The 24,654-nt window shown below is 73.5% G+C and carries 27 protein-coding genes; 20 read left to right on the plus strand and 7 right to left on the minus strand.

The annotated features are described in order from the left end of the window. The first annotated feature begins 10 nt into the window (after positions 1 to 10). From FB380_RS11660 to FB380_RS11730, 15 genes are all read left to right on the plus strand, one after another. The gene (locus FB380_RS11660) at positions 11 to 652 is read left to right on the plus strand and encodes an L-threonylcarbamoyladenylate synthase (protein WP_166755183.1); all 642 of its coding nucleotides are present in this window, start codon (positions 11 to 13) and stop codon (positions 650 to 652) included. A gap of 226 nt (positions 653 to 878) precedes the next feature. Beyond that, positions 879 to 2,213, plus strand: a complete 1,335-nt coding sequence (locus FB380_RS11665; protein WP_166755184.1) for a serine hydroxymethyltransferase — start codon at positions 879 to 881, stop codon at positions 2,211 to 2,213. Positions 2,214 to 2,216: 3 nt separating this feature from the next. Further along, a complete protein-coding gene (locus FB380_RS11670) occupies positions 2,217 to 3,476 on the plus strand; it encodes a glycosyltransferase family 4 protein (protein WP_166755185.1) in 1,260 nt (419 codons plus the stop codon). Next, positions 3,473 to 3,943 (plus strand): hypothetical protein, encoded by a 471-nt coding sequence (locus tag FB380_RS11675; RefSeq protein ID WP_166755186.1) that lies wholly within the window; start codon positions 3,473 to 3,475, stop codon positions 3,941 to 3,943. The genes FB380_RS11670 and FB380_RS11675 overlap by 4 nt, the downstream gene beginning before the upstream one ends. Before the next feature lie 92 nt (positions 3,944 to 4,035). Beyond that, the gene (locus FB380_RS11680) at positions 4,036 to 4,281 is read left to right on the plus strand and encodes an AtpZ/AtpI family protein (RefSeq protein ID WP_229682097.1); all 246 of its coding nucleotides are present in this window, start codon (positions 4,036 to 4,038) and stop codon (positions 4,279 to 4,281) included. Beyond that, positions 4,278 to 5,105, plus strand: a complete 828-nt coding sequence (gene atpB / locus FB380_RS11685; protein ID WP_166755188.1) for a F0F1 ATP synthase subunit A — start codon at positions 4,278 to 4,280, stop codon at positions 5,103 to 5,105. The genes FB380_RS11680 and atpB overlap by 4 nt, the downstream gene beginning before the upstream one ends. A 112-nt stretch (positions 5,106 to 5,217) precedes the next feature. Continuing rightward, on the plus strand, positions 5,218 to 5,448 hold the full coding sequence (atpE, locus tag FB380_RS11690) for an ATP synthase F0 subunit C (protein ID WP_014377627.1): 231 nt from the start codon (positions 5,218 to 5,220) through the stop codon (positions 5,446 to 5,448). Positions 5,449 to 5,502: 54 nt separating this feature from the next. After that, a complete protein-coding gene (locus tag FB380_RS11695) occupies positions 5,503 to 6,114 on the plus strand; it encodes a F0F1 ATP synthase subunit B (protein ID WP_166755189.1) in 612 nt (203 codons plus the stop codon). Continuing rightward, complete coding sequence (locus FB380_RS11700) at positions 6,114 to 6,944, plus strand: F0F1 ATP synthase subunit delta (RefSeq protein WP_166755190.1); 831 nt, start codon at positions 6,114 to 6,116, stop codon at positions 6,942 to 6,944. Before FB380_RS11695 ends, FB380_RS11700 begins: the two co-directional genes overlap by 1 nt. Positions 6,945 to 7,009: 65 nt before the next feature. Then, complete coding sequence (atpA, locus tag FB380_RS11705) at positions 7,010 to 8,647, plus strand: F0F1 ATP synthase subunit alpha (protein ID WP_166755191.1); 1,638 nt, start codon at positions 7,010 to 7,012, stop codon at positions 8,645 to 8,647. Between the two features lie 2 nt (positions 8,648 to 8,649). Further along, positions 8,650 to 9,618, plus strand: coding sequence for a F0F1 ATP synthase subunit gamma (locus FB380_RS11710; protein ID WP_166755192.1), 969 nt, complete (start codon positions 8,650 to 8,652; stop codon positions 9,616 to 9,618). Positions 9,619 to 9,708: 90 nt separating this feature from the next. After that, complete coding sequence (gene atpD, locus FB380_RS11715; RefSeq protein WP_166755193.1) at positions 9,709 to 11,154, plus strand: F0F1 ATP synthase subunit beta; 1,446 nt, start codon at positions 9,709 to 9,711, stop codon at positions 11,152 to 11,154. Positions 11,155 to 11,466: 312 nt separating this feature from the next. Further along, positions 11,467 to 11,715: a hypothetical protein gene (locus FB380_RS11720; protein WP_166755194.1), complete on the plus strand. Its 249-nt coding sequence runs from the start codon at positions 11,467 to 11,469 to the stop codon at positions 11,713 to 11,715. 210 nt (positions 11,716 to 11,925) lie between these two features. After that, positions 11,926 to 12,315 carry a F0F1 ATP synthase subunit epsilon gene (locus FB380_RS11725; protein WP_166755195.1) on the plus strand — a complete coding sequence of 130 codons (390 nt, stop codon included), beginning with the start codon at positions 11,926 to 11,928 and terminating at the stop codon, positions 12,313 to 12,315. 51 nt (positions 12,316 to 12,366) lie between these two features. Beyond that, positions 12,367 to 12,771, plus strand: a complete 405-nt coding sequence (locus tag FB380_RS11730; protein ID WP_166755196.1) for a DUF2550 domain-containing protein — start codon at positions 12,367 to 12,369, stop codon at positions 12,769 to 12,771. A 71-nt stretch (positions 12,772 to 12,842) separates the two neighbouring features. Here the strand turns inward: FB380_RS11730 and FB380_RS11735 are convergent, their stop codons facing one another. Further along, positions 12,843 to 13,448, minus strand: a complete 606-nt coding sequence (locus FB380_RS11735; protein ID WP_166755197.1) for a cob(I)yrinic acid a,c-diamide adenosyltransferase — start codon at positions 13,446 to 13,448, stop codon at positions 12,843 to 12,845. A 90-nt stretch (positions 13,449 to 13,538) separates the two neighbouring features. Between FB380_RS11735 and murA the strand changes: the two genes are divergently transcribed. Continuing rightward, complete coding sequence (gene murA, locus FB380_RS11740) at positions 13,539 to 14,834, plus strand: UDP-N-acetylglucosamine 1-carboxyvinyltransferase (RefSeq protein ID WP_166755198.1); 1,296 nt, start codon at positions 13,539 to 13,541, stop codon at positions 14,832 to 14,834. Between the two features lie 27 nt (positions 14,835 to 14,861). On the opposite strand, the gene FB380_RS11745 is transcribed toward murA, so the two are convergent. Beyond that, on the minus strand, positions 14,862 to 15,182 hold the full coding sequence (locus tag FB380_RS11745; protein ID WP_166755199.1) for a hypothetical protein: 321 nt from the start codon (positions 15,180 to 15,182) through the stop codon (positions 14,862 to 14,864). 113 nt (positions 15,183 to 15,295) lie between these two features. On the opposite strand from FB380_RS11745, the gene FB380_RS11750 reads away from it, so the two are divergent. The 3 genes from FB380_RS11750 to FB380_RS11760 all read left to right on the plus strand — a co-directional run bounded on the left by FB380_RS11750 (position 15,296) and on the right by FB380_RS11760 (position 18,116). Beyond that, positions 15,296 to 17,317: a methylmalonyl-CoA mutase family protein gene (locus FB380_RS11750; RefSeq protein WP_166755200.1), complete on the plus strand. Its 2,022-nt coding sequence runs from the start codon at positions 15,296 to 15,298 to the stop codon at positions 17,315 to 17,317. An 80-nt stretch (positions 17,318 to 17,397) separates the two neighbouring features. Then, a complete protein-coding gene (locus FB380_RS11755; RefSeq protein ID WP_229682096.1) occupies positions 17,398 to 17,871 on the plus strand; it encodes a DUF2975 domain-containing protein in 474 nt (157 codons plus the stop codon). After that, positions 17,871 to 18,116 carry a helix-turn-helix domain-containing protein gene (locus tag FB380_RS11760; RefSeq protein WP_166755202.1) on the plus strand — a complete coding sequence of 82 codons (246 nt, stop codon included), beginning with the start codon at positions 17,871 to 17,873 and terminating at the stop codon, positions 18,114 to 18,116. The genes FB380_RS11755 and FB380_RS11760 overlap by 1 nt, the downstream gene beginning before the upstream one ends. 24 nt (positions 18,117 to 18,140) lie before the next feature. Here FB380_RS11760 and FB380_RS11765 read toward each other — a convergent pair whose 3' ends face one another. The 4 genes from FB380_RS11765 to FB380_RS11780 all read right to left on the minus strand — a co-directional run bounded on the left by FB380_RS11765 (position 18,141) and on the right by FB380_RS11780 (position 21,920). Further along, the gene (locus FB380_RS11765; protein WP_188959603.1) at positions 18,141 to 19,208 is read right to left on the minus strand and encodes a Gfo/Idh/MocA family protein; all 1,068 of its coding nucleotides are present in this window, start codon (positions 19,206 to 19,208) and stop codon (positions 18,141 to 18,143) included. A gap of 63 nt (positions 19,209 to 19,271) precedes the next feature. Further along, on the minus strand, positions 19,272 to 20,453 hold the full coding sequence (locus FB380_RS11770; protein WP_166755203.1) for an EAL domain-containing protein: 1,182 nt from the start codon (positions 20,451 to 20,453) through the stop codon (positions 19,272 to 19,274). Between the two features lie 80 nt (positions 20,454 to 20,533). Beyond that, a complete protein-coding gene (locus tag FB380_RS11775; RefSeq protein WP_166755204.1) occupies positions 20,534 to 21,265 on the minus strand; it encodes a YqjF family protein in 732 nt (243 codons plus the stop codon). Between the two features lie 4 nt (positions 21,266 to 21,269). Continuing rightward, positions 21,270 to 21,920 carry a DedA family protein gene (locus tag FB380_RS11780; protein WP_166755205.1) on the minus strand — a complete coding sequence of 217 codons (651 nt, stop codon included), beginning with the start codon at positions 21,918 to 21,920 and terminating at the stop codon, positions 21,270 to 21,272. A gap of 327 nt (positions 21,921 to 22,247) precedes the next feature. On the opposite strand from FB380_RS11780, the gene FB380_RS11785 reads away from it, so the two are divergent. Continuing rightward, positions 22,248 to 23,621 (plus strand): dicarboxylate/amino acid:cation symporter, encoded by a 1,374-nt coding sequence (locus FB380_RS11785; RefSeq protein WP_166755206.1) that lies wholly within the window; start codon positions 22,248 to 22,250, stop codon positions 23,619 to 23,621. A gap of 42 nt (positions 23,622 to 23,663) precedes the next feature. Here the strand turns inward: FB380_RS11785 and FB380_RS11790 are convergent, their stop codons facing one another. Next, positions 23,664 to 24,590, minus strand: coding sequence for a hypothetical protein (locus tag FB380_RS11790; protein WP_166755207.1), 927 nt, complete (start codon positions 24,588 to 24,590; stop codon positions 23,664 to 23,666). Positions 24,591 to 24,654 lie beyond the last annotated feature (64 nt).

Here is a 24,654-nt window from a genome sequence, read left to right on the forward strand (position 1 = left end):
CTCCCCACCCGTGGCTGACGTGTTCGACTGCAGTGACCCCGACCAGCGCGAGGCGGGGCTGACCGCTGCCGCCATGGCGCTGTCCCGGGGTGAGCTCGTCCTGATCCCGACCGACACGGTCTACGGGGTGGCCGCCGACGCGTTCACCCCGGGCGCGGTCGCCCGGCTGCTGGCGGCCAAGAACCGGGGCCGCAACATGCCGGTCCCGGTGCTGGTGGGGGAGGCCTCCACGCTGGCCGGGCTGGTCGTCACCGTGCCGCAGGTGGCCCACGACCTGGCCGCCGCCTTCTGGCCCGGGGGACTGACCCTGGTGGTGGAGCACGCGCCGTCGCTGGCCTGGGACCTCGGGGACGCCGAGGGGACGGTCGCCGTCCGGCTGCCGGACGACGACGTGACCCGGGACCTGCTGCGGCGCACCGGCCCGCTGGCGGTCTCCAGCGCCAACCGCTCCGGCCGCCCGGCCGGCACGACGGCGGCGGAGGCGGCCTACCAGCTGGGCGAGCACGCCGCGGTGGTCCTGGACGGCGGGCCGCGCACCGGCTCGGCGGCCAGCACGATCGTCGACTGCACGGCCCCGACCCCCCGGGTGCTGCGGCTGGGCGCGGTTGGGCTCGAGCAGCTCCGCGAGGTCGTCCCCGACATCACGGACTGAGCAGCCGCTCCCGGGGGCGAGGGTGCCCCGGGGCGGGCCACGGCCCGCCTCCGGCAGGCCGTCCGCCGCCGGGGCGCGGAACGGCTCGTCCCACGGGGGACGGCAGCTGCCGCGGTGCGATGCGCAGCATCGCCGTGGCGCAGCGATACCGTGGTGCGACAGCCGCGCGCCCCTCATCGACGAGTGCACGCGGGCGCCCGCACCGAGCAGCAGGAGTGCACCCGCGATGAGCACCCCGGCCACCACCCCCTACTGGGGCCCCGACTTCGACGCCCTGGCCGACTTCGACCCGGAGATCTCCGGCGTCGTCCTCGACGAGCTCGACCGGCTGCGCGGCGGACTGCAGCTGATCGCCAGCGAGAACTTCACCAGCCCCGCCGTCCTGGCGGCGCTGGGGAGCACGCTGTCGAACAAGTACGCCGAGGGCTACCCGGGCCGCCGGTACTACGGCGGCTGCGAGGTCGTCGACCGGGCCGAGGAGATCGGCATCGCCCGGGGCAAGGAGCTGTTCGGGGCCGAGCACGTCAACCTGCAGCCGCACTCCGGTGCCAGCGCGAACCTGGCGGCCTACGGCGCCTTCCTGCAGCCCGGGGACACCCTGCTGGGCATGGCGCTGCCGCACGGCGGGCACCTCACCCACGGCACCAAGGTCTCCTTCTCCGGGAAGTGGTTCAACGCCGTCCAGTACGGCGTCGACGAGACGACCGAGCACATCGACTACGACCAGGTCCGCGACCTCGCCCGCGAGCACCGGCCCAAGCTGATCGTGGCCGGCGGCTCGGCGATCCCGCGGCTGATCGACTTCGCCGCGTTCCGGGAGATCGCCGACGAGGTGGGCGCGATCTTCATGGTCGACGCCGCGCACTTCATCGGCCTGGTGGCCGGCAAGGCGATCCCCTCGCCGGTGCCCTACGCCGACGTCGTCACCTTCACCACGCACAAGGTGCTGCGCGGCCCGCGTGGCGGGGCCATCGTCTGCAAGGCCGAGCACGCCAAGGCCATCGACAAGTCGGCCTTCCCGATGATGCAGGGCGGCCCGCTCATGCACGCCATCGCGGCCAAGGCGGTGAACCTCAAGGAGTGCCTGCAGCCGGAGTACCAGACCTACGCCCGGCAGGTCATCACCAACGCCCAGGCGCTCACCGAGGGCCTGGCTGCCGAGGGGCTGCGGCCGGTCGCCGGTGGCACCGACACCCACCTGGCGCTGCTCGACCTGCGCCAGGTCACCGACACCGCCGGCGAGCTGGTCACCGGCAAGGTCGCCGAGGCCCGCTGCGACGCGGCCGGCATCGTGCTGAACAAGAACGCCATCCCCTTCGACCCGCAGCCGGCCTCGGTCGCCTCCGGCGTGCGCGTCGGCAGCCCCTCGGTCACCACCCAGGGCATGGTGGAGAGCGACATGAAGTCGATCGCCTCGCTCATCGGCACCGCGATCCGGGACGCCGACGGCTCCCGCACGGCCGACGTCGCGGCCGGGGTGCGCGAGCTGGTCGGCGCCCACCCTGCTTATCCCCACCCAGCCCCGCCGAACGCGCACCCCGAACCGTCGCGCGTCGGCTGAGCCGTGCGCGAGTACGCCGTCGTCCTCCTCGCCGCCGCGCTGGTCACCTTCCTGGCCACGCCGGTGGTGCGGGTGGCGGCGGTCCGGTTCCGGGTGATGGCTGCGGTCCGTGACCGGGACGTGCACGTCATCCCCACGCCCCGCGGCGGGGGAGTGGCGATGTACCTCGGCGTGGCCGCCGGCGTGCTCGTCGCCTCGCAGCTGCCCTCGCTGCAGCGCAGCTTCGAGTTCAGCACCCAGACCATCGCCGTCCTGGTGGCCGGCGGGCTGATCTGCCTGCTCGGGGTGCTCGACGACCGGTTCGGCCTGGACGCGCTCACCAAGCTCACCGGCCAGATCGCCGCGGCCGGGGTCATGGTGCTGCTCGGCGTGCAGCTGGCCTACGTGTTCCTGCCGGTCGCCGACATCGGCACGCTGTCCCTGGGCCCGGACGTCGGGGTGCCGGCGACGATCCTGCTGACCGTCCTGACCGTCAACGCGCTGAACTTCATCGACGGGCTGGACGGGCTGGCGGCCGGGGTCTCGGCGATCGCGGCGCTGGCCTTCTTCGCCTACAGCTACCACCTGGGCCTGGTCGGCTTCGACGACGTGGCCAGTGCGCCCGCGCTCATCACCGCCGTGCTCGCCGGGGCCTGCCTGGGCTTCCTGCCGCACAACTTCAGCCCGGCCCGGATCTTCATGGGCGACTCCGGCTCGATGCTGGTCGGGCTCATGCTGTCCGCCGCCGCGGTCTCGGCCACCGGGCAGACCGACTCGCAGACCCTCGGCTCGGCGGCCAACCTGCTGCCGCTGACCCTGCCGCTGCTGGTGCCGATCGCGGTGCTGTTCATCCCGTTCATCGACCTGCTGATGGCGGTGGTCCGGCGCAGCATGCGGGGGCAGTCGCCGTTCGCGCCGGACAAGATGCACCTGCACCACCGGCTGCTGTCGATCGGTCACTCCCACCGCCGGGCGGTCCTGATCATGTACTTCTGGGCGGCGCTGCTCAGCTTCGGCGCCGTCGCGCTGTCCATCACCGGGGGCACCGTGGAGGTCCTCGTCATCGTGGGCGCCCTGCTCGTGGTCGGCGTCGTGGTCGTGCTGAGCCCCCGCGCCCGCCGGGCGGCGATCGCCGCCCGCGAGGCCGAGCTCGCGGCGATGAAGCAGCGCAGCCGCGCCGCGCACCCGGCCAGCCGGGCGGTCCGGGACGGCGCGGGGACGACGCGTCCCCCGTCGGCCGTGACGCCGTCCGCGCCGTCCACCCCCGCCGGGGTGCACCGGTGACCGGCGCGCGGGCGACCGGGGACGCGCCCTGGGACCTGTCGTTCCTCCGGGTGGGGCTGCTGGTCACCGCGGCGGTGACCGCGGTGGCCGCGGTCGTCGTCGGTGTGGCGCTGAGCTGGGCCGACGCCCTGACCGTGGTCGTCGGCGCGGTCGTCGTCACGGCGTTCTTCTGCATCTCGGGGCTGGTCGTCGCCTGGGCCGGCAAGGTGGACGACACCTGGACGATGCCGGCGGCGCTGGGCACGTTCGGGCTCAAGGCGCTGGTGCTGTTCCCGCTGCTGACCGGCCTGCCGGCCGAGGGGTGGCCGGACCGCCGGGTGCTGGCCTGGACGGTGGTCGTGGGCGCCCTGCTGTGGAGCGGTGTGCAGCTGCGCTGGGTCTGGACCAGGCAGCTCTTCTACGTCCCGCCGCCCACCCCGCCGGGGGAGCGGGAGCGTTCCCCGGAAAACCCGGCGCCGCACGGCTGATAGTGTCCGAACCGATGGCCGAGGACACCTCCGAACCTGGGGGCGCTCGACCACGACCTGCGCGCGCAGCTCGTCAGCCCAGTGGGGCCGACATGGGCTGGGCGGTCACCGGGACGCTCCTGTCCGGGATGGCGGTGTGGGGCGGGGTCGGGTGGCTGATCGACCAGTGGCTGGACACGCGAGTGTTCTTCCCGGTCGGGATCATCCTCGGCGTGACGGTGGCCATCTACGTGGTGGTCAAGACCTACGGCGAACCCGACCCGGCCCCCGGGCGGGACGCCGGAAACCCCCCGGGCGGACGACGGAGCCGGCCCAGGACGCAGAAGGGACAACGGTGACCTCCAGCGCCCACGCGCTCGGCGACGTGCTCGCTGTGGAGAGCGACCCCGGCGGCGGCTTCACGCCCCCGGGCATCGGTGAGTTCTACCCCGAGGTCCTGACCAGCTTCTCGGTGCTGGGTGTGGGTTTCGAGATCACCCGCATCACGATCATCGCCTGGGTGGCCACGCTGGCCATGATCGCCTTCCTGGTCCTCACGGTCCGCAAGGCGCAGATCGTCCCCGGCAAGATGCAGTTCATCGGCGAGACCGGCTACTCGTTCATCCGCGACGGGATCGCCCGTGACGTCGTCGGCCCCAAGGGCCTGCCGTTCGCGCCGTTCCTGGCCTCGCTGTTCTTCTTCATCCTGGCGAACAACCTGATGGCGATCATCCCGTTCGCCCAGATCTCGCCGATGTCGAAGTTCGCCTTCCCGCTGGTGCTGGCGCTGATCTGCTGGGTCGTCTACATCGTGGTCGGCATCAAGAACCAGGGGCTGTGGCCCTACTTCCGGGACATCATGTTCCTGCCCGGCGTGCCGAAGCCGATGTACATCCTGATCACGCCGCTGGAGCTGCTGCAGAACTTCATCGTCCGGCCGTTCACGCTGGCGATCCGGCTCTTCGCGAACATGTTCGCCGGCCACATGCTGCTGGTGACCTTCGCGCTCGGCGCCACCTACCTGCTCACCGTCGGCAACCTCTCGGCCGTGTTCGGGCCCATCTCCGCGCTGATGGCGATCGTGATGACGTTCTTCGAGCTGCTGGTCATCTTCCTGCAGGCCTACGTCTTCACGATGCTGATGGGCACCTACCTCAACGGTTCCGTCGAAGCGGCCCACTGACCGCACCACGGTGGTCCGCCCGTCGGGCCGCTCCCCAGAACTGCACCACCCGCAGGACCCCGCCAGCCGCCCGGTGACCACCGGGCGACCGACACAGGAGGAACACCCCGCAATGATCGAGGTACTCGCAGAGCTCGAGGGCAGCATCGGTTCGGTCGGCTACGGCATCGCCACGATCGGCCCCGGCATCGGTGTGGGCCTCGTCTGGGCCGCCTACATCCAGGCCACCGCGCGCCAGCCCGAGTCGGCCGGCCTGACCCGTACCTACGCCTTCCTGGGCTTCGCCCTGGCCGAGGCGCTGGCGCTGATCGGCTTCGTCGCCCCCCTCGTCTACGGCACCTGATCCCACTCGTCGGACGAGTTCGGTCACTGACACCCAGACGAGGACGTTGAGAGCATGAGCATCTTGGCTGCGGAGAGCGCGAACCCGCTCCTCCCGCCCGTCGGCGAGATCATCGTCGGCCTGATCGCCTTCGCGGTCCTGCTCTTCGTGGTGGTCAAGTTCGTCGCCCCGCGGTTCGAGCAGGTCTTCCAGGCACGCCGTGCGGCGATCGAGGGCGGCATCGAGCGGGCCGAGGCCATGCAGGCCGAGGCCAAGGCGGCGCTGGAGCAGTACCGGGCCCAGCTCGCCGAGGCCCGCAACGAGGCCGCGCAGATCCGGGACTCCGCCCGGGCCGAGGGGCAGCAGATCATCGAGCAGCTGCGCGCCCAGGCCCAGGAGGAGTCGGCTCGCATCGTGGCCCGTGGCGAGGAGCAGCTCGCTGCCTCCCGTCAGCAGGTCGTGGCCGAGCTGCGTGGCCAGATCGGCACCCTCGCCGTCGAGCTGGCCGGCCGGGTGGTCGGCGAGTCGCTGGCCGACGACGCCCGCCGCAGCGGGACCGTCGACCGGTTCCTCGACGAGCTGGACCAGATGGCCGTGAGCAACCCCGCCGGGGACGGCGCGGTGCAGCCGGCGGCGACCACCGGCAACACCGGCAGCTCGGTGTACGTCCCCGAGGGCAAGCGCTGATGCACGCCTCCAGCCGGGCCGCGATGGAGGAGTCGCGGGCGAGCCTCCAGGAGAAGTCGCAGGGGGCTCGCAGCCGCAACCACGGTGACGTGCTGCTCACCCTGTCCGACGAGCTGTTCGCCGTGGCGGACCTCCTGGACGGCCAGCCGTCGCTCCGGCGGGCGCTCTCGGACGCCTCGGTGCGGCCCGACGACCGCGCCGGCCTGGCGCGGCGACTGCTCTCCGGCCAGCTCGGTGCCGACACCATGTCGGTCGTCGAGACGGTCGCGCGGCAGCGCTGGTCGCGGCCCCGGGACCTGGTGGAGGCCACCGAGACCCTCGGCACCGAGGCCGCGCTGGACGCCGCCGACGCGCGCGGGGAGCTGGAGGGCGTCGAGGACGAGCTGTTCCGGTTCGGCCGCATCGTGGCCGGCGACGCCGACCTCGCCCGCATCCTCGGCGACCGGTCCGCACCCCGGGAGGGCAAGACCGCCCTCCTGGACCGGCTGCTGGCCGGCCGGGTCAGCCCGGTGACCGAGCGGCTGGTGCGGAACGCCCTGACGAGCTCGCACGTGCACAACCCGGAGAACGAGGTCGAGCGGCTGTCCACGATGGCCGCCCGGCGCCGGGGACGTTCGGTCGCGCACGTGACCTCCGCCGTCCCGTTGACGGCCGCGCAGGAGCAGCGGCTCATCGACGTGCTCGGCCGCCTGTACGGGCGGACGATGGGCCTGCAGGTCCAGGTCGACCCCGACGTGCTCGGTGGCCTGGTCGTCCGGGTGGACGACGAGGTCATCAACGGCAGCATCGCTGCGCGACTCGAGGCCAGCGGCCGGCGGCTCGCCGGCTGACCCAGCTCGACCGGCACCGCCGCACCGCACCACCACAGACACCAGCAGGAAGAGGACGCAGAGCCATGGCCGAGCTGACGATCTCCGCGGACGAGATCCGCAGTGCCATCCAGAACTACGTCACCGACTACACCCCGGACGTCTCCCGGGAAGAGGTCGGGGTCGTCACCGAGGCCGGCGACGGCATCGCCCGGGTCGAGGGCCTGCCCTCGGTCATGACCAACGAGCTGCTCGAGTTCGAGGGCGGTGTGCGTGGCCTGGCCCTGAACCTCGACGTGCGCGAGGTCGGCGTCGTCATCCTCGGTGACTTCTCCGGCATCGAGGAGGGCCAGACGGTCCGCCGGACCGGCGAGGTCCTCTCGGTGCCCGTCGGCGACGGCTTCCTCGGCCGGGTCGTCGACCCGCTGGGCAACGCCATCGACGGTGGCAGCCCGATCGAGACCACCACCCGTCGCGCCCTCGAGCTGCAGGCGCCCACCGTGGTGCAGCGGCAGTCGGTGCACGAGCCGATGCAGACCGGCATCAAGGCGATCGACGCGATGACGCCGATCGGCCGCGGCCAGCGTCAGCTGATCATCGGTGACCGGCAGACCGGCAAGTCGGCGATCGCGCTGGACACGATCATCAACCAGAAGCAGGCCTGGGCGACCGGTGACCCGGCCCAGCAGGTGCGCTGCATCTACGTGGCGGTCGGCCAGAAGGGCTCGACGATCGCGGCGACCAAGGCCGCGCTCGAGGACGCCGGCGCGATGGAGTACACGACCATCGTCGCCGCTCCCGCCTCCGAGGCAGCCGGCTTCAAGTACATCGCCCCCTACACCGGCTCGGCCATCGGCCAGCACTGGATGTACGAGGGCAAGCACGTCCTGATCGTGTTCGACGACCTGTCCAAGCAGGCCGAGGCCTACCGCGCCGTCTCCCTGCTGCTGCGCCGCCCGCCGGGCCGTGAGGCCTACCCCGGCGACGTCTTCTACTTGCACTCCCGTCTGCTCGAGCGTTGCGCGAAGCTCAACGACGAGCTGGGCGCGGGCTCGATGACCGGCCTGCCGCTGATCGAGACCAAGGGCAACGACGTCTCGGCCTACATCCCGACGAACGTCATCTCGATCACCGACGGCCAGATCTTCCTGGAGACCGGGCTCTTCAACTCCGGTGTCCGCCCGGCGATCAACGTGGGCATCTCGGTGTCCCGCGTGGGTGGCTCGGCGCAGATCAAGGCGATGAAGTCGGTCGCCGGCCGCCTGCGCCTGGACCTCGCCCAGTTCCGTGAGCTGGAGGCCTTCGCCTCCTTCTCCTCGGACCTGGACGCCTCCAGCCGGGCCACGCTGGACCGTGGCCAGCGCCTGGTCGAGCTGCTCAAGCAGGGCCAGTACTCGCCGTTCCCGGTCGAGCGCGAGGTCGTCTCGCTGTGGCTCGGTACCACCGGCAAGCTGGACAAGGTGCCCGTCGCCGACGTCCGCCGCTTCGAGGCGGAGTTCCTGGAGTTCGTCGAGCGGGGCGACAACGTCGTCTTCGACTCGATCCGGAGCTCCAAGAAGCTCGAGGACGACACGGTCGCCAGCCTGGAGCGGTCGGTCGAGGCCTTCTACGGCCGGTTCACCACCTCCGACGGCGAGTCGCTGCAGGTCAACGAGCCCGAGGCCGAGGCCATGGACGCCCGCGAGCGGGGCCAGGAGACCGTCCAGGTCAAGCGGGCCGGCTGACGATGGCCGGTTCCCTCCGCGCGCTGCGCCGCCGGATCCGCTCCACCCAGTCGACGAAGAAGATCTTCTCGGCCCAGGAGCTGATCGCCGGTGCGCGCATCGTGCGTGCCCAGGCCCGGGTGGAGGCCTCCAAGCCCTACGCCCGGGAGATCACCCGCGTGCTGTCGGCGCTGGCCGGCTCGGCGAGCCTGGACCACCCGCTGCTGACCGAGCGCGAGAACCCCCGGCGGGTCGCCGTCCTGGTGATCACCTCCGACCGCGGGTTCGCCGGCTCCTACAACGTCAACGTGCTGCGGCGCACCGAGGAGCTCCTCGCCCTGCTCCGCAACGAGGGCAAGGAGCCGCTCCTGTACGTCGTCGGCCGCAAGGGCGAGACGTACTACCGGTTCCGCGACCGGGACATGGAGGAGACCTGGACCGGGTTCTCCGAGCAGCCCGGGTACGAGAACGCGCAGGACATCGGCCGCACCCTCATCGCCGCCTTCACCGCTGGTGAGGACGACGACGAGACCGGCGCCGGCGCTGACGACGTGCTCGGCGTGGACGAGCTGCACATCGTCTACACCGAGTTCCGGTCCCTGCTCTCCCAGGTGCCGGTGGCCAACCGGATGGCCCCGCTGGTCGTCGAGGAGGTCGACGAGCTGCGGGACGACCGCGACGCCCAGGTCGAGGAGGCACGCAGCTCCGACATCACCCCGGCGTACGAGTTCGAGCCGTCGGCCGAGCAGCTGCTCGACGCGTTGCTGCCCAAGTACGTGACCACCCGGATCTACGCGGCACTGCTCGAGGCGGCGGCGTCGGAGTCGGCCTCCCGCCGGCGGGCGATGAAGTCGGCCTCGGACAACGCCGAGGAGCTGGCCAAGAACCTCGCCCGGCAGGCCAACCAGGCCCGCCAGGCCGAGATCACGCAGGAGATCAGCGAGATCGTCGGTGGCGCCGACGCGCTGGTGTCGGCCAACGCCGACGACTGAGCCACCCGCCCCGTCCGCGGCACCGACCGCCGCGGACGGGGACACTCAAGACGCGAGACCACCGAGCCCGAGGGCAGGAGAGCAGCACAGATGACCGTCACAGAGGAACGTCCGTCCAGCCAGGAGACCGTCGGCGCAGGCCGCGTCGTCCGGGTCACGGGCCCGGTCGTCGACGTCGAGTTCCCCCGCGACGCGATGCCCGAGCTCTTCAACGCCCTCAAGGTCGAGGTCACCCTCGCCGACCTGGGCAAGACGCTGACCCTCGAGGTCGCCCAGCACCTGGGTGACAACGTGGTCCGCACCATCTCGATGGCCCCGACCGACGGCCTGGTCCGCGGCGCGCAGGTCCGGGACACCGGGGGCCCGATCTCGGTGCCCGTCGGTGACGTGGTGACCGGGCACGTGTTCAACGCCCTGGGCGAGTGCCTGGACACCCCCGGCCACGCCGAGGACGCCCTGCACTGGTCGATCCACCGCAACGCGCCCAAGTTCGACCAGCTCGAGGGCCGCACCGAGCTGCTGGAGACGGGGATCAAGGTCATCGACCTGCTGACCCCCTACGTCCGCGGCGGGAAGATCGGCCTGTTCGGCGGGGCCGGCGTCGGCAAGACGGTGCTCATCCAGGAGATGATCCGCCGCGTCGCGCAGGAGTTCGGTGGCGTGTCGGTGTTCGCCGGCGTCGGCGAGCGCACCCGTGAGGGCAACGACCTGATCACCGAGATGACCGAGTCCGGCGTCATCAACTCGACCGCGCTGGTCTTCGGCCAGATGGACGAGCCGCCGGGCACCCGGCTCCGGGTGGCGCTCTCGGCCCTGACGATGGCGGAGTACTTCCGCGACGAGCAGGACCAGGACGTGCTGCTCTTCATCGACAACATCTTCCGGTTCACCCAGGCCGGCTCCGAGGTCTCCACGCTGCTGGGGCGCATGCCCTCCGCGGTGGGCTACCAGCCGACCCTGGCCGACGAGATGGGCACGCTGCAGGAGCGGATCACCTCGACGCGGGGGCGGTCCATCACCTCGCTGCAGGCGATCTACGTGCCCGCTGACGACATCACCGACCCGGCGCCGCACACCACGTTCGCGCACCTCGACGCGACGACGGTGCTCTCCCGGCCGATCTCGGAGAAGGGCATCTACCCGGCCGTCGACCCGCTGGACTCCACCAGCCGGATCCTCGACGCGCAGTACATCGGGCAGGAGCACTACGACATCGCCCGCGAGGTCCAGCGGATCCTGCAGCGCTACCAGGAGCTGCAGGACATCATCGCGATCCTCGGCATCGACGAGCTCGGTGAGGAGGACAAGGTCACGGTGAACCGGGCCCGTCGCATCGAGCGGTTCCTCTCGCAGAACATGTTCGTCGCCGAGGCCTTCACCGGGCAGCCGGGGTCCTACGTCCCGCTGACGGAGACCCTGCAGGCCTTCAAGGCGCTGACCGTGGGCGAGTACGACCACGTTCCCGAGCAGGCCTTCTTCATGTGCGGTGGCCTCGAGGACCTCGAGCGGAACTACGACAAGCTGAAGAAGAGCTGAGCCCGGGCCTCCTCGCCCCGTCGCGCGCGACGGGGGAGGGGCCCCTCCGCGCCGCGCGCAACGGCCGGGCACCCCTTCGGGGGGTGCCCGGCCGTTGCCGTTCCCGGGTGGCCGGCGCGGGCCCCGGTGCCGGTGCGCGCCCGTCCGGGCGCGGGCGACCGGTGACGGTCCGCGCCTGCACGACACCGGCGTGCAAACGGCACGCCATCCGATCGGGTGGCCGGGAGCAGAGGTGCTCAAGTCCTGGCCATCAGGTGACGACCATGTCCACCAGCACGTCCGAGCAGCGGACGTCACGCACAGGAGTACGACGTGCACACCTGGGGTCTGGCAGCGGCGCTGCGCGGTGGGACGGCGATGACGGCGACCTCGGTGGGCGACCCGGCCCGCCACGAGGCCTCGGCGGACGACGTCCTGGAGTGGAGCTGGCCGCCGTACGCGCCGCTGCCCGTGGAGGGCGAGCCGTTCGACACCGCCGAGTGGGCGCCGCCATCGGTGGTCTGGCACCCCCAGTTGCGGCTGGGGCGCTGGACGGTGGTCTACCGCCGCACCGTCTGCTGACCGGACCCGCTGCGCCCGCGGGCCCCCAGGCCATGCCGTGGCCAGCGGTGCTCCCCCCATCGGGGCGGTGGCCGGCAGGGGTCGGCAGCCTGTGGCGGGACCTGGCCCCGGCCGCCGGTACAGTGTCAGGGACCCGCTGCCGCGTCCGTCCGGACCGGCGGCCCGCATCACCGGCCTGGCACGGGCGGTCGATGACCCTGGAGGACTGACGTGGCGACCCTGCAGGTCGAGCTCGTGGCCGTGGAGAAGATGCTCTGGTCCGGTGAGGCCAGCATGGTCATCGCCCGCACGACCGAGGGTGAGCTCGGGGTCATGCCCGGCCACGCGCCGCTGCTCGGTGAGCTGGCCCCCGGTGGGGTCGTCCGCATCCGCACCGAGTCCGGCGACGACCTGGTGGTCGCCGCCCACGGTGGTTTCCTCTCGGTGACCGAGCGCGGGGTGTCGATCCTGGCCGAGACGGCGGAGATCTCCTCCGACATCGACGTCGAGCGGGCCCGCGAGGCGCTCCGTCGCGCGGAGCAGGCCGGGGACGACCCGGAGGCGCTCGCCGCCGCCCGCCGGGCCCAGTCCCGGCTCCGCGCCGCCGGCCAGGACGCCTGACCGCCGGCTGAGTCCCTCCGCGACCCGCTCTCGGCCGACGAGCCCCGCCCGGTGACCACCGCTGTCCTGGTCCTCGTCGGGCTGCTGCTGGTCGCGCTGGTCGCCGCCTTCCTGCTGCGCCGCCGGTTCCTGCTCTCCGGGCTGGGGGCGGTCACCATGTGGCTGCGTGCGCCGGGCACCTCCCGGTGGGCCGTGGGCGTCGCCTGGTACTCCGGCGACATGCTGCTCTGGTACCGCGCCCTGTCGCTGTCGGTCCGCCCCAACCGGCGACTGTGCCGGGCGCAGTTCCAGGTCGACGCCCGGCGCCGTCCGACCGCGGCGGACCTGTCGCTGCCCGACGAGAGCGTGATCCTCACCGTCCGCACCGGGTCCGGGCCGCAGGAGCTGGCGATGGACTCCTCGACGGTGACCGGGTTCCTGTCCTGGATCGAGTCCGCCCCGCCGGTCGACCGCTGACGGAGGACCCCGCTGCCCCCACGCTCCGCGAGGACTCCCGCAGCGGGGCCGTCCGGTGGCCCAGGTGGTGTTCAGCCCTCCCGGGCCGCGCGCTGGGCGTGCACCCCGCTGTGGGCCCCGGGCTCCCAGAGCACGTCGCCGTCGGGGTTGGCGGCGCGGGCCAGGATGAACAGCAGGTCCGACAGCCGGTTGAGGTACCGAGCGGTCTCGGCGTTGGTGCCCTCGGCGTCGACCGCCAGCAACGCCCAGACGCTGCGCTCGGCCCGCCGGGCCACCGTCCGCGCCGTGTGCAGCAGTGCGGCGAGCGGCGTGCCCCCCGGGAGGACGAACGAGGTGAGCGCGGGCAGCTCGGCGTTGGCGGCGTCGCAGGCCGCCTCCAGCCGCTCGGTGTAGGCCGCGGTGATCCGCAGCGGCGGGTGCTCCGGCGCCTCCTGGATCGGGGTGGAGAGGTCGGCGCCCACGTCGAACAGGTCGTTCTGCACGCTGCGGAGCAGCCCGGTGACCTCGGCCGACGGCCCGCCCAGCGCCACGGCGACCCCGAGCGCGCTGTTGGTCTCGTCGACGTCGGCATAGGCGATCAGCCGCGGATCGGTCTTGGCCACCCGGGACATGTCCCCGAGGTGGGTCTGCCCGGCGTCACCGGTGCGGGTGTAGATGCGGGTCAGCCGGACGGTCATGGGCCGAGCCTAGGAGATGGACCTCGCCGCCCCCACCCCTCGCGGGCGCGGCGTGCGAGCCCGCGGCGGGGCCACCTTAGGCTGGGCGCCGTGGACTGCTTCGAGGTGACCGGCGGGGCGTCCCTGCGTGGCCGCGTCCGGGTGACCGGTGCGAAGAACAGCGCGCTCAAGCTCATGGCGGCGGCCCTGCTCGCCCCGGGCCGGACGACGCTGGACGAGGTGCCCGACATCCTCGACGTCTCGATCATGAGCGAGGTGCTGCGGCGCCTGGGCTGTGGCGTGACCTTCGAGCGCTACCCGCTGGAGCCCGGTGGCAGCCCGAGCGGCGGCGGGCGGGTGCTGATCGACGTCCCGGAGCGCCCCTCCAGCGAGACCGACTACGACCTGGTCCGCCGGATGCGTGCCTCGATCAGCGTGCTCGGCCCGCTGGTGGCCCGGCTGGGCACCGCCAAGGTCGCGCTGCCCGGGGGTGACGCCATCGGCTCCCGCGGGCTGGACATGCACGTCGCGGGCCTGGAGCGGCTCGGTGCCACCGTGGTCAACGAGCACGGCTTCCTGATCGCGACCGCCCCGAAGCTCGTCGGCACCTCGATCTGGCTGGACTTCCCCTCCGTGGGGGCGACCGAGAACCTCGTGATGGCCGCCGCGCTGGCCCAGGGGACGACGATCGTGGACAACGCCGCCCGCGAGCCGGAGATCGTCGACCTGTGCCGGATGCTGGTCGCGATGGGCGCCGAGATCGAGGGCGCCGGCACCTCCACCATCACCGTGGAGGGCGTCCGGGAGCTGCACCCGGTGGCCTACTCGACCGTCCCGGACCGCATCGTCGCGGGCACCTGGGCGATCGGCGCGGTCATGACGCGGGGCGACCTGGTGATCGAGCGGGCGGTGGCCGAGCACCTGAGCGTGCCGCTGGAGAAGCTGGTCAACGCGGGCGCGACCGTGGAGTCCCGGGACGACGGCATCCGGGTGGCGATGACCGACCGACCGCGGGGCATGGACGTCGTCACGCTGCCCTTCCCCGGCTTCCCGACCGACCTGCAGCCGATGGCCGTGGCGCTGGCCGCGGTCTCCAGCGGCACCGCGCTGATCACCGAGAACGTCTTCGAGGGCCGGTTCATGTTCGTCAACGAGCTGGTCCGGCTCGGGGCCGACGTGCGGATCGACGGCCACCACGCCGTGGTGCGCGGTCGGGAGCGGCTCTCCAGCGCCCCGGTGCTGGCCACCGACATCCGCGCCGGGGCCGGCCTGGTGCTCGCGGGGCTCCTCACCGACGGCGTCACCGAGGTGCAGGACGTGCACCACGTCGACCGCGGCTACCCGGACTTCACCGAGCAGCTGCGCGGCGTGGGCGTCCAGATCGAGCGGACCCAGCGCCCCAGCTGACCCAGCCCGGAGGCGCGGGGTCCTCCCTCAGCGCCCGCCGAAGGAGAGGGCGAGCGCGCGGGCGCGGTCGAGGTCCTCGGGGAAGACCAGGACGTCGGCCCGGTGCGCGGCCGGCTCGCGGATCGTGGACCGGATGCCGGCGTCGCTGAGCACCGCCCGCAGGGCCAGCGCCGACTCCCGGCGGGTGAGCGTGGCCACCGGGGTGAGCAGCTCCTCGCGCCGGACCGGCTTGGCCGACGAGGAGCCCGAGGCGAAGGCCCAGCGCAGGAAGAGCGCGATCAGCACGAGCATCAGGACGGCGATGGCGGGGCCCACGGCGTAGTGCAGGCTCCCTGCGTCGATCGGCACGCTGACCTCCCTGCGGCGCGGGCGGCCGGCCGGCCGCGAGCCCGGGGCCGAGTGTGCCACCGCCGGGGGACGACCGTGGCTACTCGTGAGTAACCGCCCTACACTCCGCGGGCATGCCGTTCCCTTCAGCGCCGAAGGACCGCGACCGTCCCTGGGTCATGCGCACCTATGCCGGCCACTCCTCACCGGGGGAGTCCAACGCCCTCTACCGCCGGAACCTCGCCAAGGGGCAGACCGGGTTGTCGGTCGCCTTCGACCTCCCCACCCAGACCGGCTACGACCCCGACGACGAGCTCGCCGTCGGTGAGGTGGGCAAGGTCGGGGTGCCGGTCGCGCACCTCGGCGACATGCGGGCGCTGTTCGACGGCATCCCGCTGGACGAGATGAACACGTCGATGACGATCAACGCGACGGCGATGTGGCAGCTGGCGCTCTACCAGGTGGTCGCGGAGGAGCAGGGCCACGACGTCGCCCAGCTGGCCGGGACGACGCAGAACGACATCATCAAGGAGTACCTGTCGCGGGGGACCTACGTCTTCCCGCCGGCGCAGAGCATGCGGCTGATCACCGACATGGTCGCCTACACGGTGACGGCGATGCCGCGGTGGAACCCGATCAACATCTGCAGCTACCACCTGCAGGAGGCCGGGGCGACGCCGGTGCAGGAGATCGCCTACGCGATGAGCACGGCGATCGCCGTGCTGGACTCGGTGCGCGACTCCGGGCAGGTGCCGCCCGAGCGCTTCGGCGACGTCGTCGCCCGGATCTCCTTCTTCGTCAACGCCGGGGTCCGCTTCGTCGAGGAGATGTGCAAGATGCGCGCCTTCGGCCAGCTCTGGGACGAGCTGACCGCCGAGCGCTACGGCGTCACCGACCCGAAGCAGCGGCGCTTCCGCTACGGGGTGCAGGTCAACTCGCTGGGGCTGACCGAGGCGCAGCCGGAGAACAACGTCCAGCGGATCGTGCTGGAGATGCTCGCGGTCACGCTGTCCCGGGACGCCCGGGCGCGGGCGGTGCAGCTGCCGGCCTGGAACGAGGCGCTCGGCCTGCCCCGGCCGTGGGACCAGCAGTGGTCGCTGCGGCTGCAGCAGGTGCTCGCGTTCGAGACCGACCTGCTGGAGTACGAGGACCTGTTCACCGGCTCGGTGGTGGTCGAGCGGAAGGTCGCCGAGCTGGTCGAGGGTGCCCGGGCGGAGATCGCCCGGGTGCAGGAGCTGGGCGGCGCGGTCGCCGCGGTCGAGTCCGGCCACATGAAGAGCGAGCTGGTGGCCTCGCTGGCCCAGCGCCGCCGCCGGATGGAGAGCGGCGAGGACGTCGTCGTCGGCGTCAACCGGTACACCACCAGCGAGCCCAACCCGCTGCTGGCCGACCTGGAGACGGCGATCCAGACCGTCGACCCGGCGGTCGAGGCGGCGGCGCAGGCCGCGGTGCGGCGGTGGCGCGGGGAGCGGGACCCCGGGCCGGTGGCCGAGGCGCTCGCCGAGCTGCGGGCGGCCGCGGGCACCGACGCGAACCTGATGGCGGCCACGCTGCGCTGCGCCCGGGCCGGGGTGACGACGGGGGAGTGGGCCGGCGCCCTGCGCGCGGTGTTCGGGGAGTACCGGGCCCCCACCGGCGTCGGGGCGGCCGCCGCCGGAGCAGCCGACAGCGCCCTGGCCGAGGTGCGGGAGGCGGTCCGCCGCACCGGGGCCGAGCTGGGTGGCCGGCTGCGCTTCCTGGTCGGCAAGCCGGGGCTGGACGGGCACTCCAACGGCGCCGAGCAGATCGCCGTGCGGGCCCGGGACGCCGGCTTCGAGGTGGTCTACCAGGGGATCCGGCTCACCCCGGCGCAGATCGTCTCCGCTGCCGTCGAGGAGGACGTGCACGTGGTCGGCCTGTCGGTGCTGTCGGGCTCGCACCTGCAGGTGGTGCCGGCCGTGCTGGACGGCCTGCGGGCGGCCGGCCTGGACGACGTCCCCGTGGTGGTCGGCGGGATCGTCCCGGACGGCGACGCCCGGCGGCTGCGGGAGCTGGGGGTGGCCCGGGTCTTCACGCCGAAGGACTTCGGGATCACCGACATCATGGCCGAGGTCGTCGCCGTCGTCCGCGAGGCGAACGGGCTCCCGGCTGACGTCCCGGCGCCGGTGCCCGTCTGAGGGAGGACGTCGGCCGATGAGCTGTTGACAGTCGATCGACAGCGAGCGAATCTCGATCCATGCCGCATGCTCATCCGCTGGTGCTCCCGATCCGTTTCCTGCTCGCGCTGGTGTTCGCCGCCCTCGTCGCCGCGCAGGTCTGGGCAGTGCCGGGGATGCTGCCGGAGCTGGCCGACCCGTCGCTGGAGCAGTCGCTCGTGCGTGAGGCGATGCTCTGGGCCGCGGTGTTGGGCCTGGCGTGCGTCCAGGTCGTCGTCGTCTGCACCTGGAAGCTGCTGACCATGGTCCGCACCGACTGCATCTTCAGCGCGAGCTCGCTGCCGTGGGTCAACGCGATCCTGGCGGCGCTGGCCGTCGGCTGGCTCATGCTGCTGGGGACCTTCGTCAGCTCGTACTACTTCATCGTCGACGAGGTCAGCGACGACCCGGGGCCGCCGGTCCTCCTGCTGGTGCTGCTGCTGATCGGGGCGGTCGTGGGGCTGCTGATGGTGGTCATGCGCGCGCTGCTGCAGCAGGCCACCTCGCTGCGCACCGACATGGAAGCGGTCATCTGATGCCGATCGTCGTGCGCATCGACGTGGAGCTGGCCAAGCGGAAGATGGGCGTCGGGGAGTTCGCCGAACGGGTCGGGCTCACCCCGGCCAACGTGGCGGTGCTGAAGAACGGCCGGGCCAAGGCCGTCCGCTTCAGCACCCTGGAGGCGATGTGCCGGGTGCTGGACTGCCAGCCCGGCGACCTCCTCGAGTGGGTCGAGGACGACCACGCCGAGCCGCGCCCCGCGGAGGCGGCCCACCACTGACCGGCCGCCGGCCCGGTGCCGCGGTCAGTCGAGCCGGACGACGACGCCCTCGGTGGCGCTGCGCCGGGCGGCGTCGAGCACGGTGAGCGAGGCGACGGCGTCCCGGGGGTCGACCGGGACCAGCCCCTGACCGCGGACCGCGGCGGCGAACGCCGGGTAGAAGGTGTCCCAGGCGCCGGGCAGGGTGGGGACCCGGTCCTCGTGGTCGCCCCGCCGGACCCGCCCCCAGCGCTCCTCCGGTTCCGCACCCCAGTCCGGGCCGCGGGTGGCCGGGGTCTCGCCGGCGACGAGTGCCTCCTCCTGGCCGTCCATCGGCCCGCCGACGACGTAGCTGCCGGCCGTGCCGGTGACCCGGAAGCGGTCGCCCGGTGCGCCCTCGCTCCAGCTGCCGGCCAGGTGCGAGCGGGCGCCGCCGGCGTGCGTGAGGGCGACGAAGACGTCGTCGTCCAGCCCGTTCGCCCGCACCCGCCACTCGGCGTAGACCGACGTCACCGGGCCGAGGAGCACCAGTGCCTGGTCGACCAGGTGGCTGCCGAAGTCCAGCAGCGTGCCCCCGCCGGACGGTGCCGGGCCGGGGTCGGGGGTGAACCGCTCGAACCGGGACTCCAGCCGGGTGATCCGGCCCAGCGTGCCCGCCTCGGCCAGGGCCTGGACGGTGCGGAAGTCGGAGTCCCAGCGGCGGTTCTGGTAGGGCGCCAGCGGCAGGCTGAGCCGCTCGGCCCGCTCGACGCTGGACCGCGCGGCCGGCGCGTCCAGGGCGAACGGCTTGTCGCAGACCACGGCGAGGCCGAGGTCGAGCGCCTGGTCGGTGAGCGCGGTGTGGGTGTCGGCGGGGGTCGAGATCGCCACCGCCTCGACGCCGGCCGCGGCCAGCTCGGCCAGCGACCCGACGGCGGTCGCACCCGGGTGCTCCCGGCTGAGCAGTGCGCGGCGCTCGGTCGAGGAGGTGGCGACGGCGATGAGGTCGCACTCCCTCGCGGCGGCCAGCAGCGGGGCGTGGAAGTACCGGCCACCGAAGCCGTACCCCACCAGTCCGAACCGAACGGGCTCCACCACGGTGCTCCCCACCTCGACGACGCGTGACCGGATCATCTCCTGTCCGCCGTCGGGGGCACCGGGCGGCACCGGGCGCCGCGGTGCAGGGAGGGCCGGGCCTCAGAGCAGGGGAGCCGGGTGGCCGAACAGGTACCCCTGTCCCCGGGCCACGCCCAGCGCCCGCAGCGTCCGGACCTCGGCGGGGTCCTCGATCCCCTCGGCCACCAGCCGGGCACCCGTCGCCCCGGCGAAGCTGACCATCGCGGTGACCATCGCCTGCTTGGCCGGGTCGGTGTGGACGCCGGCGACGAGCGCGAGGTCCAGCTTGATCACGTCCGGGCGCAGCCGCAGCACGTGCCGGAAGCTGGCGTACCCGGCACCGGCGTCGTCGACGGTCAGCCCGATGCCGGCCTCGCGGAGGGAGGTCAGGGCGGCTTCCAGGGCGTCGTAGTCGTCCACCGGGCTGTGCTCGGTGACCTCGACCGCGACGTCCAGGTGCCGGTGGTCCAGCAGCAGGTCGGTGACCGTCCGCGACAGCAGTGCCGCCGGGGAGAGGTTGATCCCCAGTGGGCGCCCCGCGGGGAGCCGGGGGGCCACCGCCAGGGCGGCCCGCGCGGCCAGCTCCTCCAGCTGCACCCCCAGCCCCGCGGCCGCGGCGGCGCTGAAGAGCCGTTCCGGTCCGTCGGCGACGCCGGGGAACCGGGCGAGCGCCTCGTAGGCCACGACCTCCTCGGTGGCCAGGTCGACGATCGGCTGGACGTGGGTGACGACCGCCCCCTCGCTGAGCACGTCGCGCACCCGGCCGGCGGGGTCGGCCGGCGGTGCGGGCAGCGGCTCGGCCAGCCGGTCGGCGATGAGGTCGGCCAGCAGCTCCAGGGTGCGGGCGGCCGCGCCGTCCAGGTGCGCGCCGTCGTCCCGGCTCACGCAGCACAGCATCCCGACCGGGCGGCCGTCCGGTGCCCGGACCGGGGCGCCGACGTAGGACCCGATGCCCAGGTCGGCGGTGACCGCCAGCTCGCGGGTGTCCGGGTTCCGGCGGGCGCCGGTGACCACCGGGGGGAGCTGCCCGCTGAGCACCCGGACGCAGAACGAGCCCTCCAGGGACGGCTGCATCCCCTCCCGGACGTGCATGGCGTCCAGCGCGCCGGTGGCGGCGCGGATGTGCTGGGTGCTCTCGGTGAACGTCGACATCCAGGCGACGTCCATGCCCAGCCGGGTGCGGGCCGCGTCGAGCACCCGGTGCAGCCAGGCGGGGGACAGCGCGACGGACGGCGGGGCCGGCGACGGCGGGGGCCCGTTCACCCCGGCAGTGTCACCCACGACGGGCTCCGGCGGAACCACCTCGTCCCGATACACCGGCGGGTCGCCCGCACCACCCCGGGTCAGGGCACCCGGGGCCCGAACCGGACGTCGACGCCGGGGGAGAAGAGCACGCTGTCCGGGGCCCCGCCCACCGTGGGCAGACCGGCCGCCGCGACCAGGTCGTCCTCGAGGTGGAGCAGCTCCGCGGTGTGCAGCGGCCACTCCGGGTGCTCGTTCGGCCAGTAGGCCAGCCGGCCCCGGGTCTCCTGGTGCAGCCCCCAGCGGCTGGTGAGGAACCGGGGCAGCGGCCCGGGGTCGGCCAGCCGGTCACCCACCCGGACGGCGACGGTGCCGCCGGCGCCCCGGGGGCCGGGCCAGCGGCGGGCCGCCCGGTAGGTGATCCGGTCGCCGTCGCGGGTGGTGCTCATCCGGGACCACAGGTAGGGCAGCCGGGCGACCCAGCGGGCGGCCAGCACCGGCAGCAGCCGGTCGGCCTCCAGCGACCGGAAGACCACGCCCCGCCGTCCCTGGTCGTCGACCGAGTACAGCCGCACGTTCGTCTCGGCGAAGGAGCCGAGCCAGGGCAGCCCCGGCGCCCCGAGCAGGCCGATCCGGCGCATCCGGAAGGGGATGAGGCCGACGTGCGTCACGCCGTCCAGCTCGTCGGGCCGGGTGCCGGCCGGCAGCAGCGGGGCCACCAGGGCCGGGTCGACGGCCCAGTGCAGGAAGGTGACGTCGCGCCAGCCCTGGGTGAAGACCGTGCGGCGCACCGGCCGGGGTGACGTGGGGCTGATGCTCTCGGCGGCGCTCACCCGGTCAGCCTGCCCCCACCTCGGCCCGAGCGCGCTCGGCCACCGCGTCGCCGGGGGTCCGGCGCCGTCCCAGCAGGGACCGCAGGCCCTCGCCGAGCGCGGCGAGTGCCAGGGCCAGGCCGAGGCCCAGCAGCAGGCCACGGAGCGGGTCCCGCTCGAAGGCCAGCCCGCCCACGTACCCGACGCCGGCCGACCAGCCGGCCCAGGTGAGGGCGGCCAGCGCGGCGAACGGGGTGAACCGGCGCAGCGGCCAGCCCACGGCCCCGGCGGTCAGCGTGACCGCCGTCCGCAGCCCCGGCACGTACCGGGCGGTGACCAGCAGGACGCCGCCGCGTGCGGCCAGCAGCCGGCCCGCCCGGTCCAGCGCCGCCCGGCGCCGGCTGCCCGGCCGCGCCCCGGCGTGCAGCCGGGGGCCGGCCCGCTGCCCGATCAGGTAGGAGGCGTGGTCGCCGGCGAAGGCGCCCAGTGCGGCCACCGCGACCACCCCCGCCAGGTCCGGCTGCCCGGTGGCGGCGAAGACCCCGGCGGTGATCACCACGCTCTCGCCGGGCACGACGGGCAGGAAGCCGTCGAGGGCGGCCAGCGAGAACAGCACCAGGTACACCCACGGCGAGGCCATCAGCTCCTGGACCCACCCGAGGACGGCGTCGGTCACGGTCGGCTCCCCGGGGACGGCATGCCCCGAGCCTGCTCGGCCGGCCCGCCGGGCACATCCACCTGGAGTCGTCACCGGCGTCCACCGGGAGGATGACGGGGCGGCGTCTTCCGGCGGGCCCGCCCCGGGTCGCGGGCCCGCGATCATGATCCGGCTCACCCCGCGGAATGACCGGCGGCGGTGTGCGCCTTCGCCTGCACGTGACCGATCTCTGGGGGCTGACGCGGCGGCGCGTCGTCGACCACGGGCGGATGACCACCTCCCGCTAGGGGCGCGCACGGTCCCCGTCCCTCCACCACCCCCGCACCGCCCAGAGAGGCACTCCCCGTGCTCGCACGTCTCCGCCGCGTCCCGTTCGCGGTCCAGGTCCTGCTCGGCCTGGTCATCGGCATCGCCCTCGGCCTGGTCGCCCGCGCGATGGGCCCGGTCCCCGGCTCCTTCGTCGACGGCGTCCTGGTGCCCGGCACCGACGCCAACTGGCTGACCAGCACCCTCACCACCATCGGCAACACCTTCGTCGGACTGCTCCGGGCGATCGTCGTCCCGCTGATCGTCACCGCGATCATCGTCAGCATCGCCAACCTCAAGCAGGTCTCCAACGCCGCGCGGCTGGCCGGCCAGACCCTGCTGTGGTTCGCCATCACCTCGCTGATCGCGGTCTCGATCGGCATCGGCCTGGGGCTGCTGACCCGGCCTGGTGACCGCAGCTCCGTCGACGCGGGCCTGGCCACCTACGAGGGGGGCTCGGGGTCGTGGTGGGACTTCCTCACCGGCCTCGTCCCGGCCAACTTCCTCGGCCTGGAGGGCGGCGCGGACGGCGTCAGCTTCAACATCCTGCAGCTGATCGTCGTCTCGGTGGCCATCGGCATCGCCGCGCTCAAGGTCGGCGCGGCCGCCGACCCGTTCCTGTCGGTCACCCGCTCGGTGCTGGCGATCGTGCAGAAGGTGCTCTGGTGGGTCATCCTGCTCGCCCCGATCGGCACCGTCGGCCTGATCGGCAAGGCCGTGGCCAGCTACGGCTGGGGGTCCCTGGGCTCGCTGGGCGTCTTCGTCGGCGCTGTCTACGCGGGCCTGGCGATCGTGCTGCTGGTCGTCTACCCGGTGCTGCTCAAGCTGCACGGCCTCTCGCCGCTGCGCTTCTACGCCGGTGCGTGGCCGGCCATCCAGCTCGCGTTCGTCTCCCGCAGCTCCATCGGCACGCTGCCGGTGACCCAGCGGGTGACCGAGGCCGACCTCGGCGTCCCGCGCAGCTACGCCTCGTTCGCCGTCCCGCTCGGCGCCACGACGAAGATGGACGGCTGCGCGGCGATCTACCCGGCGCTGGCCGCGATCTTCGTGGCCGGGTTCTTCGACGTCGACCTCTCGATCACCGACTACCTGCTGATCGCCCTGGTGTCGGTGGTGGGCTCGGCGGCGACCGCGGGGGTGACCGGCGCGGTGGTGATGCTGACCCTCACGCTGTCCACGCTGGGGCTGCCGCTGGCCGGCGTCGGCCTGCTGCTGGCGGTCGACCCGATCCTGGACATGGGTCGCACCGCCACCAACGTCACCGGCCAGGCACTGGTGCCCACGATCGTCGCCAAGCGCGAGGGGCTGCTGGACCTCGACCGGTTCAACTCCACCCGCACCGCCGACCCGCTCGCCCCCGTCGAGCAGCGCGACGGGGTGGACGCAGACCTGCGCTCGCCGCAGCAGGTGTGATCCGGGCGCTCCCCGGGCCGCGGCCCGGGGAGCACACCGCGGTCAGTCGGTCAGGTCGGCGCAGCCGGACTCGTGCGGCAGCAGCGGGCGGAAGGTGATCGACCAGCGTGCGCCGTCCGCCCCGACCCAGGGGGTCAGGGTGGTGGCGTCCCGGGCCGCGTCGGCGACGTCCTGGGCCTGGTCGCCCGTCGCCGTTACGCAGGTCACCCCGGGGGCGACCGGCTCGCCCGGCAGCGCCGGCCCCGGCCAGGGCACCTCCGGGTGGGTCAGGTCGTCACCCGGCTCCGTCCACGGCCCGGCCAGCGCCGCGACCGCCTCCGGTCGGTAGGACTCCGGTGGCTGACCCTCGCCGTACAGGGTCTGCGAGAGGTCGGTCAGCTCGTCGAGCAGGTCTTGCAGCTGGGCCCGCGCCTCCTCCTGCTGCTCGGTGAGCCCACCGGCGCCCGGCTCCCCGGGCAGCCCACCGACGCCTGCGGTCTCCCGGAGTGCGTACACCTCCCGCTGCACGGTCCGGTCGGCGGTGTGCAGGGTGAACCGGGTGGAGGTGGCATCGGCCAGGGGCGGGGAGCCCAGGTCGGTCGTCTCGGCGATGCCGGCGTCCAGCGCCCGCTCGGCGAGCTGCTGCACGGTGGCCTCGTCGACCTCCTGCACCTGGACGTTGGGCCAGGCCGGCCCGGGGTACATCTCCGGCACCGGCCCCTGGGTGATCACCCGGCCGTCGGCGTAGACGCTCACGATCGGCAGCCGCCCGGCCAGCATCTCCGGCGTCGTGAAGCCGCCGACGTCGGCCACCTGGACCACCAGCGTGTCCTCGCCCGCCGGCAGCGCGACGTCGGCCGACCCCGTCGGCGTCGCGCTGGACGGACCGGGCGGCGCCGCCCCGGCCCCGCCCCGCTCGGCGCAGGCGGTCAGCAGCGAGACCGCCAGCAGCAGGCCGGCGGCGGGACGGAGGGCAGGTGGGTTCCGCACGGGGAGTACACGGCCCGGCGGCCCGGCGGGTTCCGGGCGGGGTCCCCGCCGGTGCGGAGGGCGG

Origin of the sequence: Modestobacter marinus (assembly GCF_011758655.1) — a bacterium.
Taxonomy (GTDB): Bacteria; Actinomycetota; Actinomycetes; order Mycobacteriales; family Geodermatophilaceae; genus Modestobacter; species Modestobacter marinus.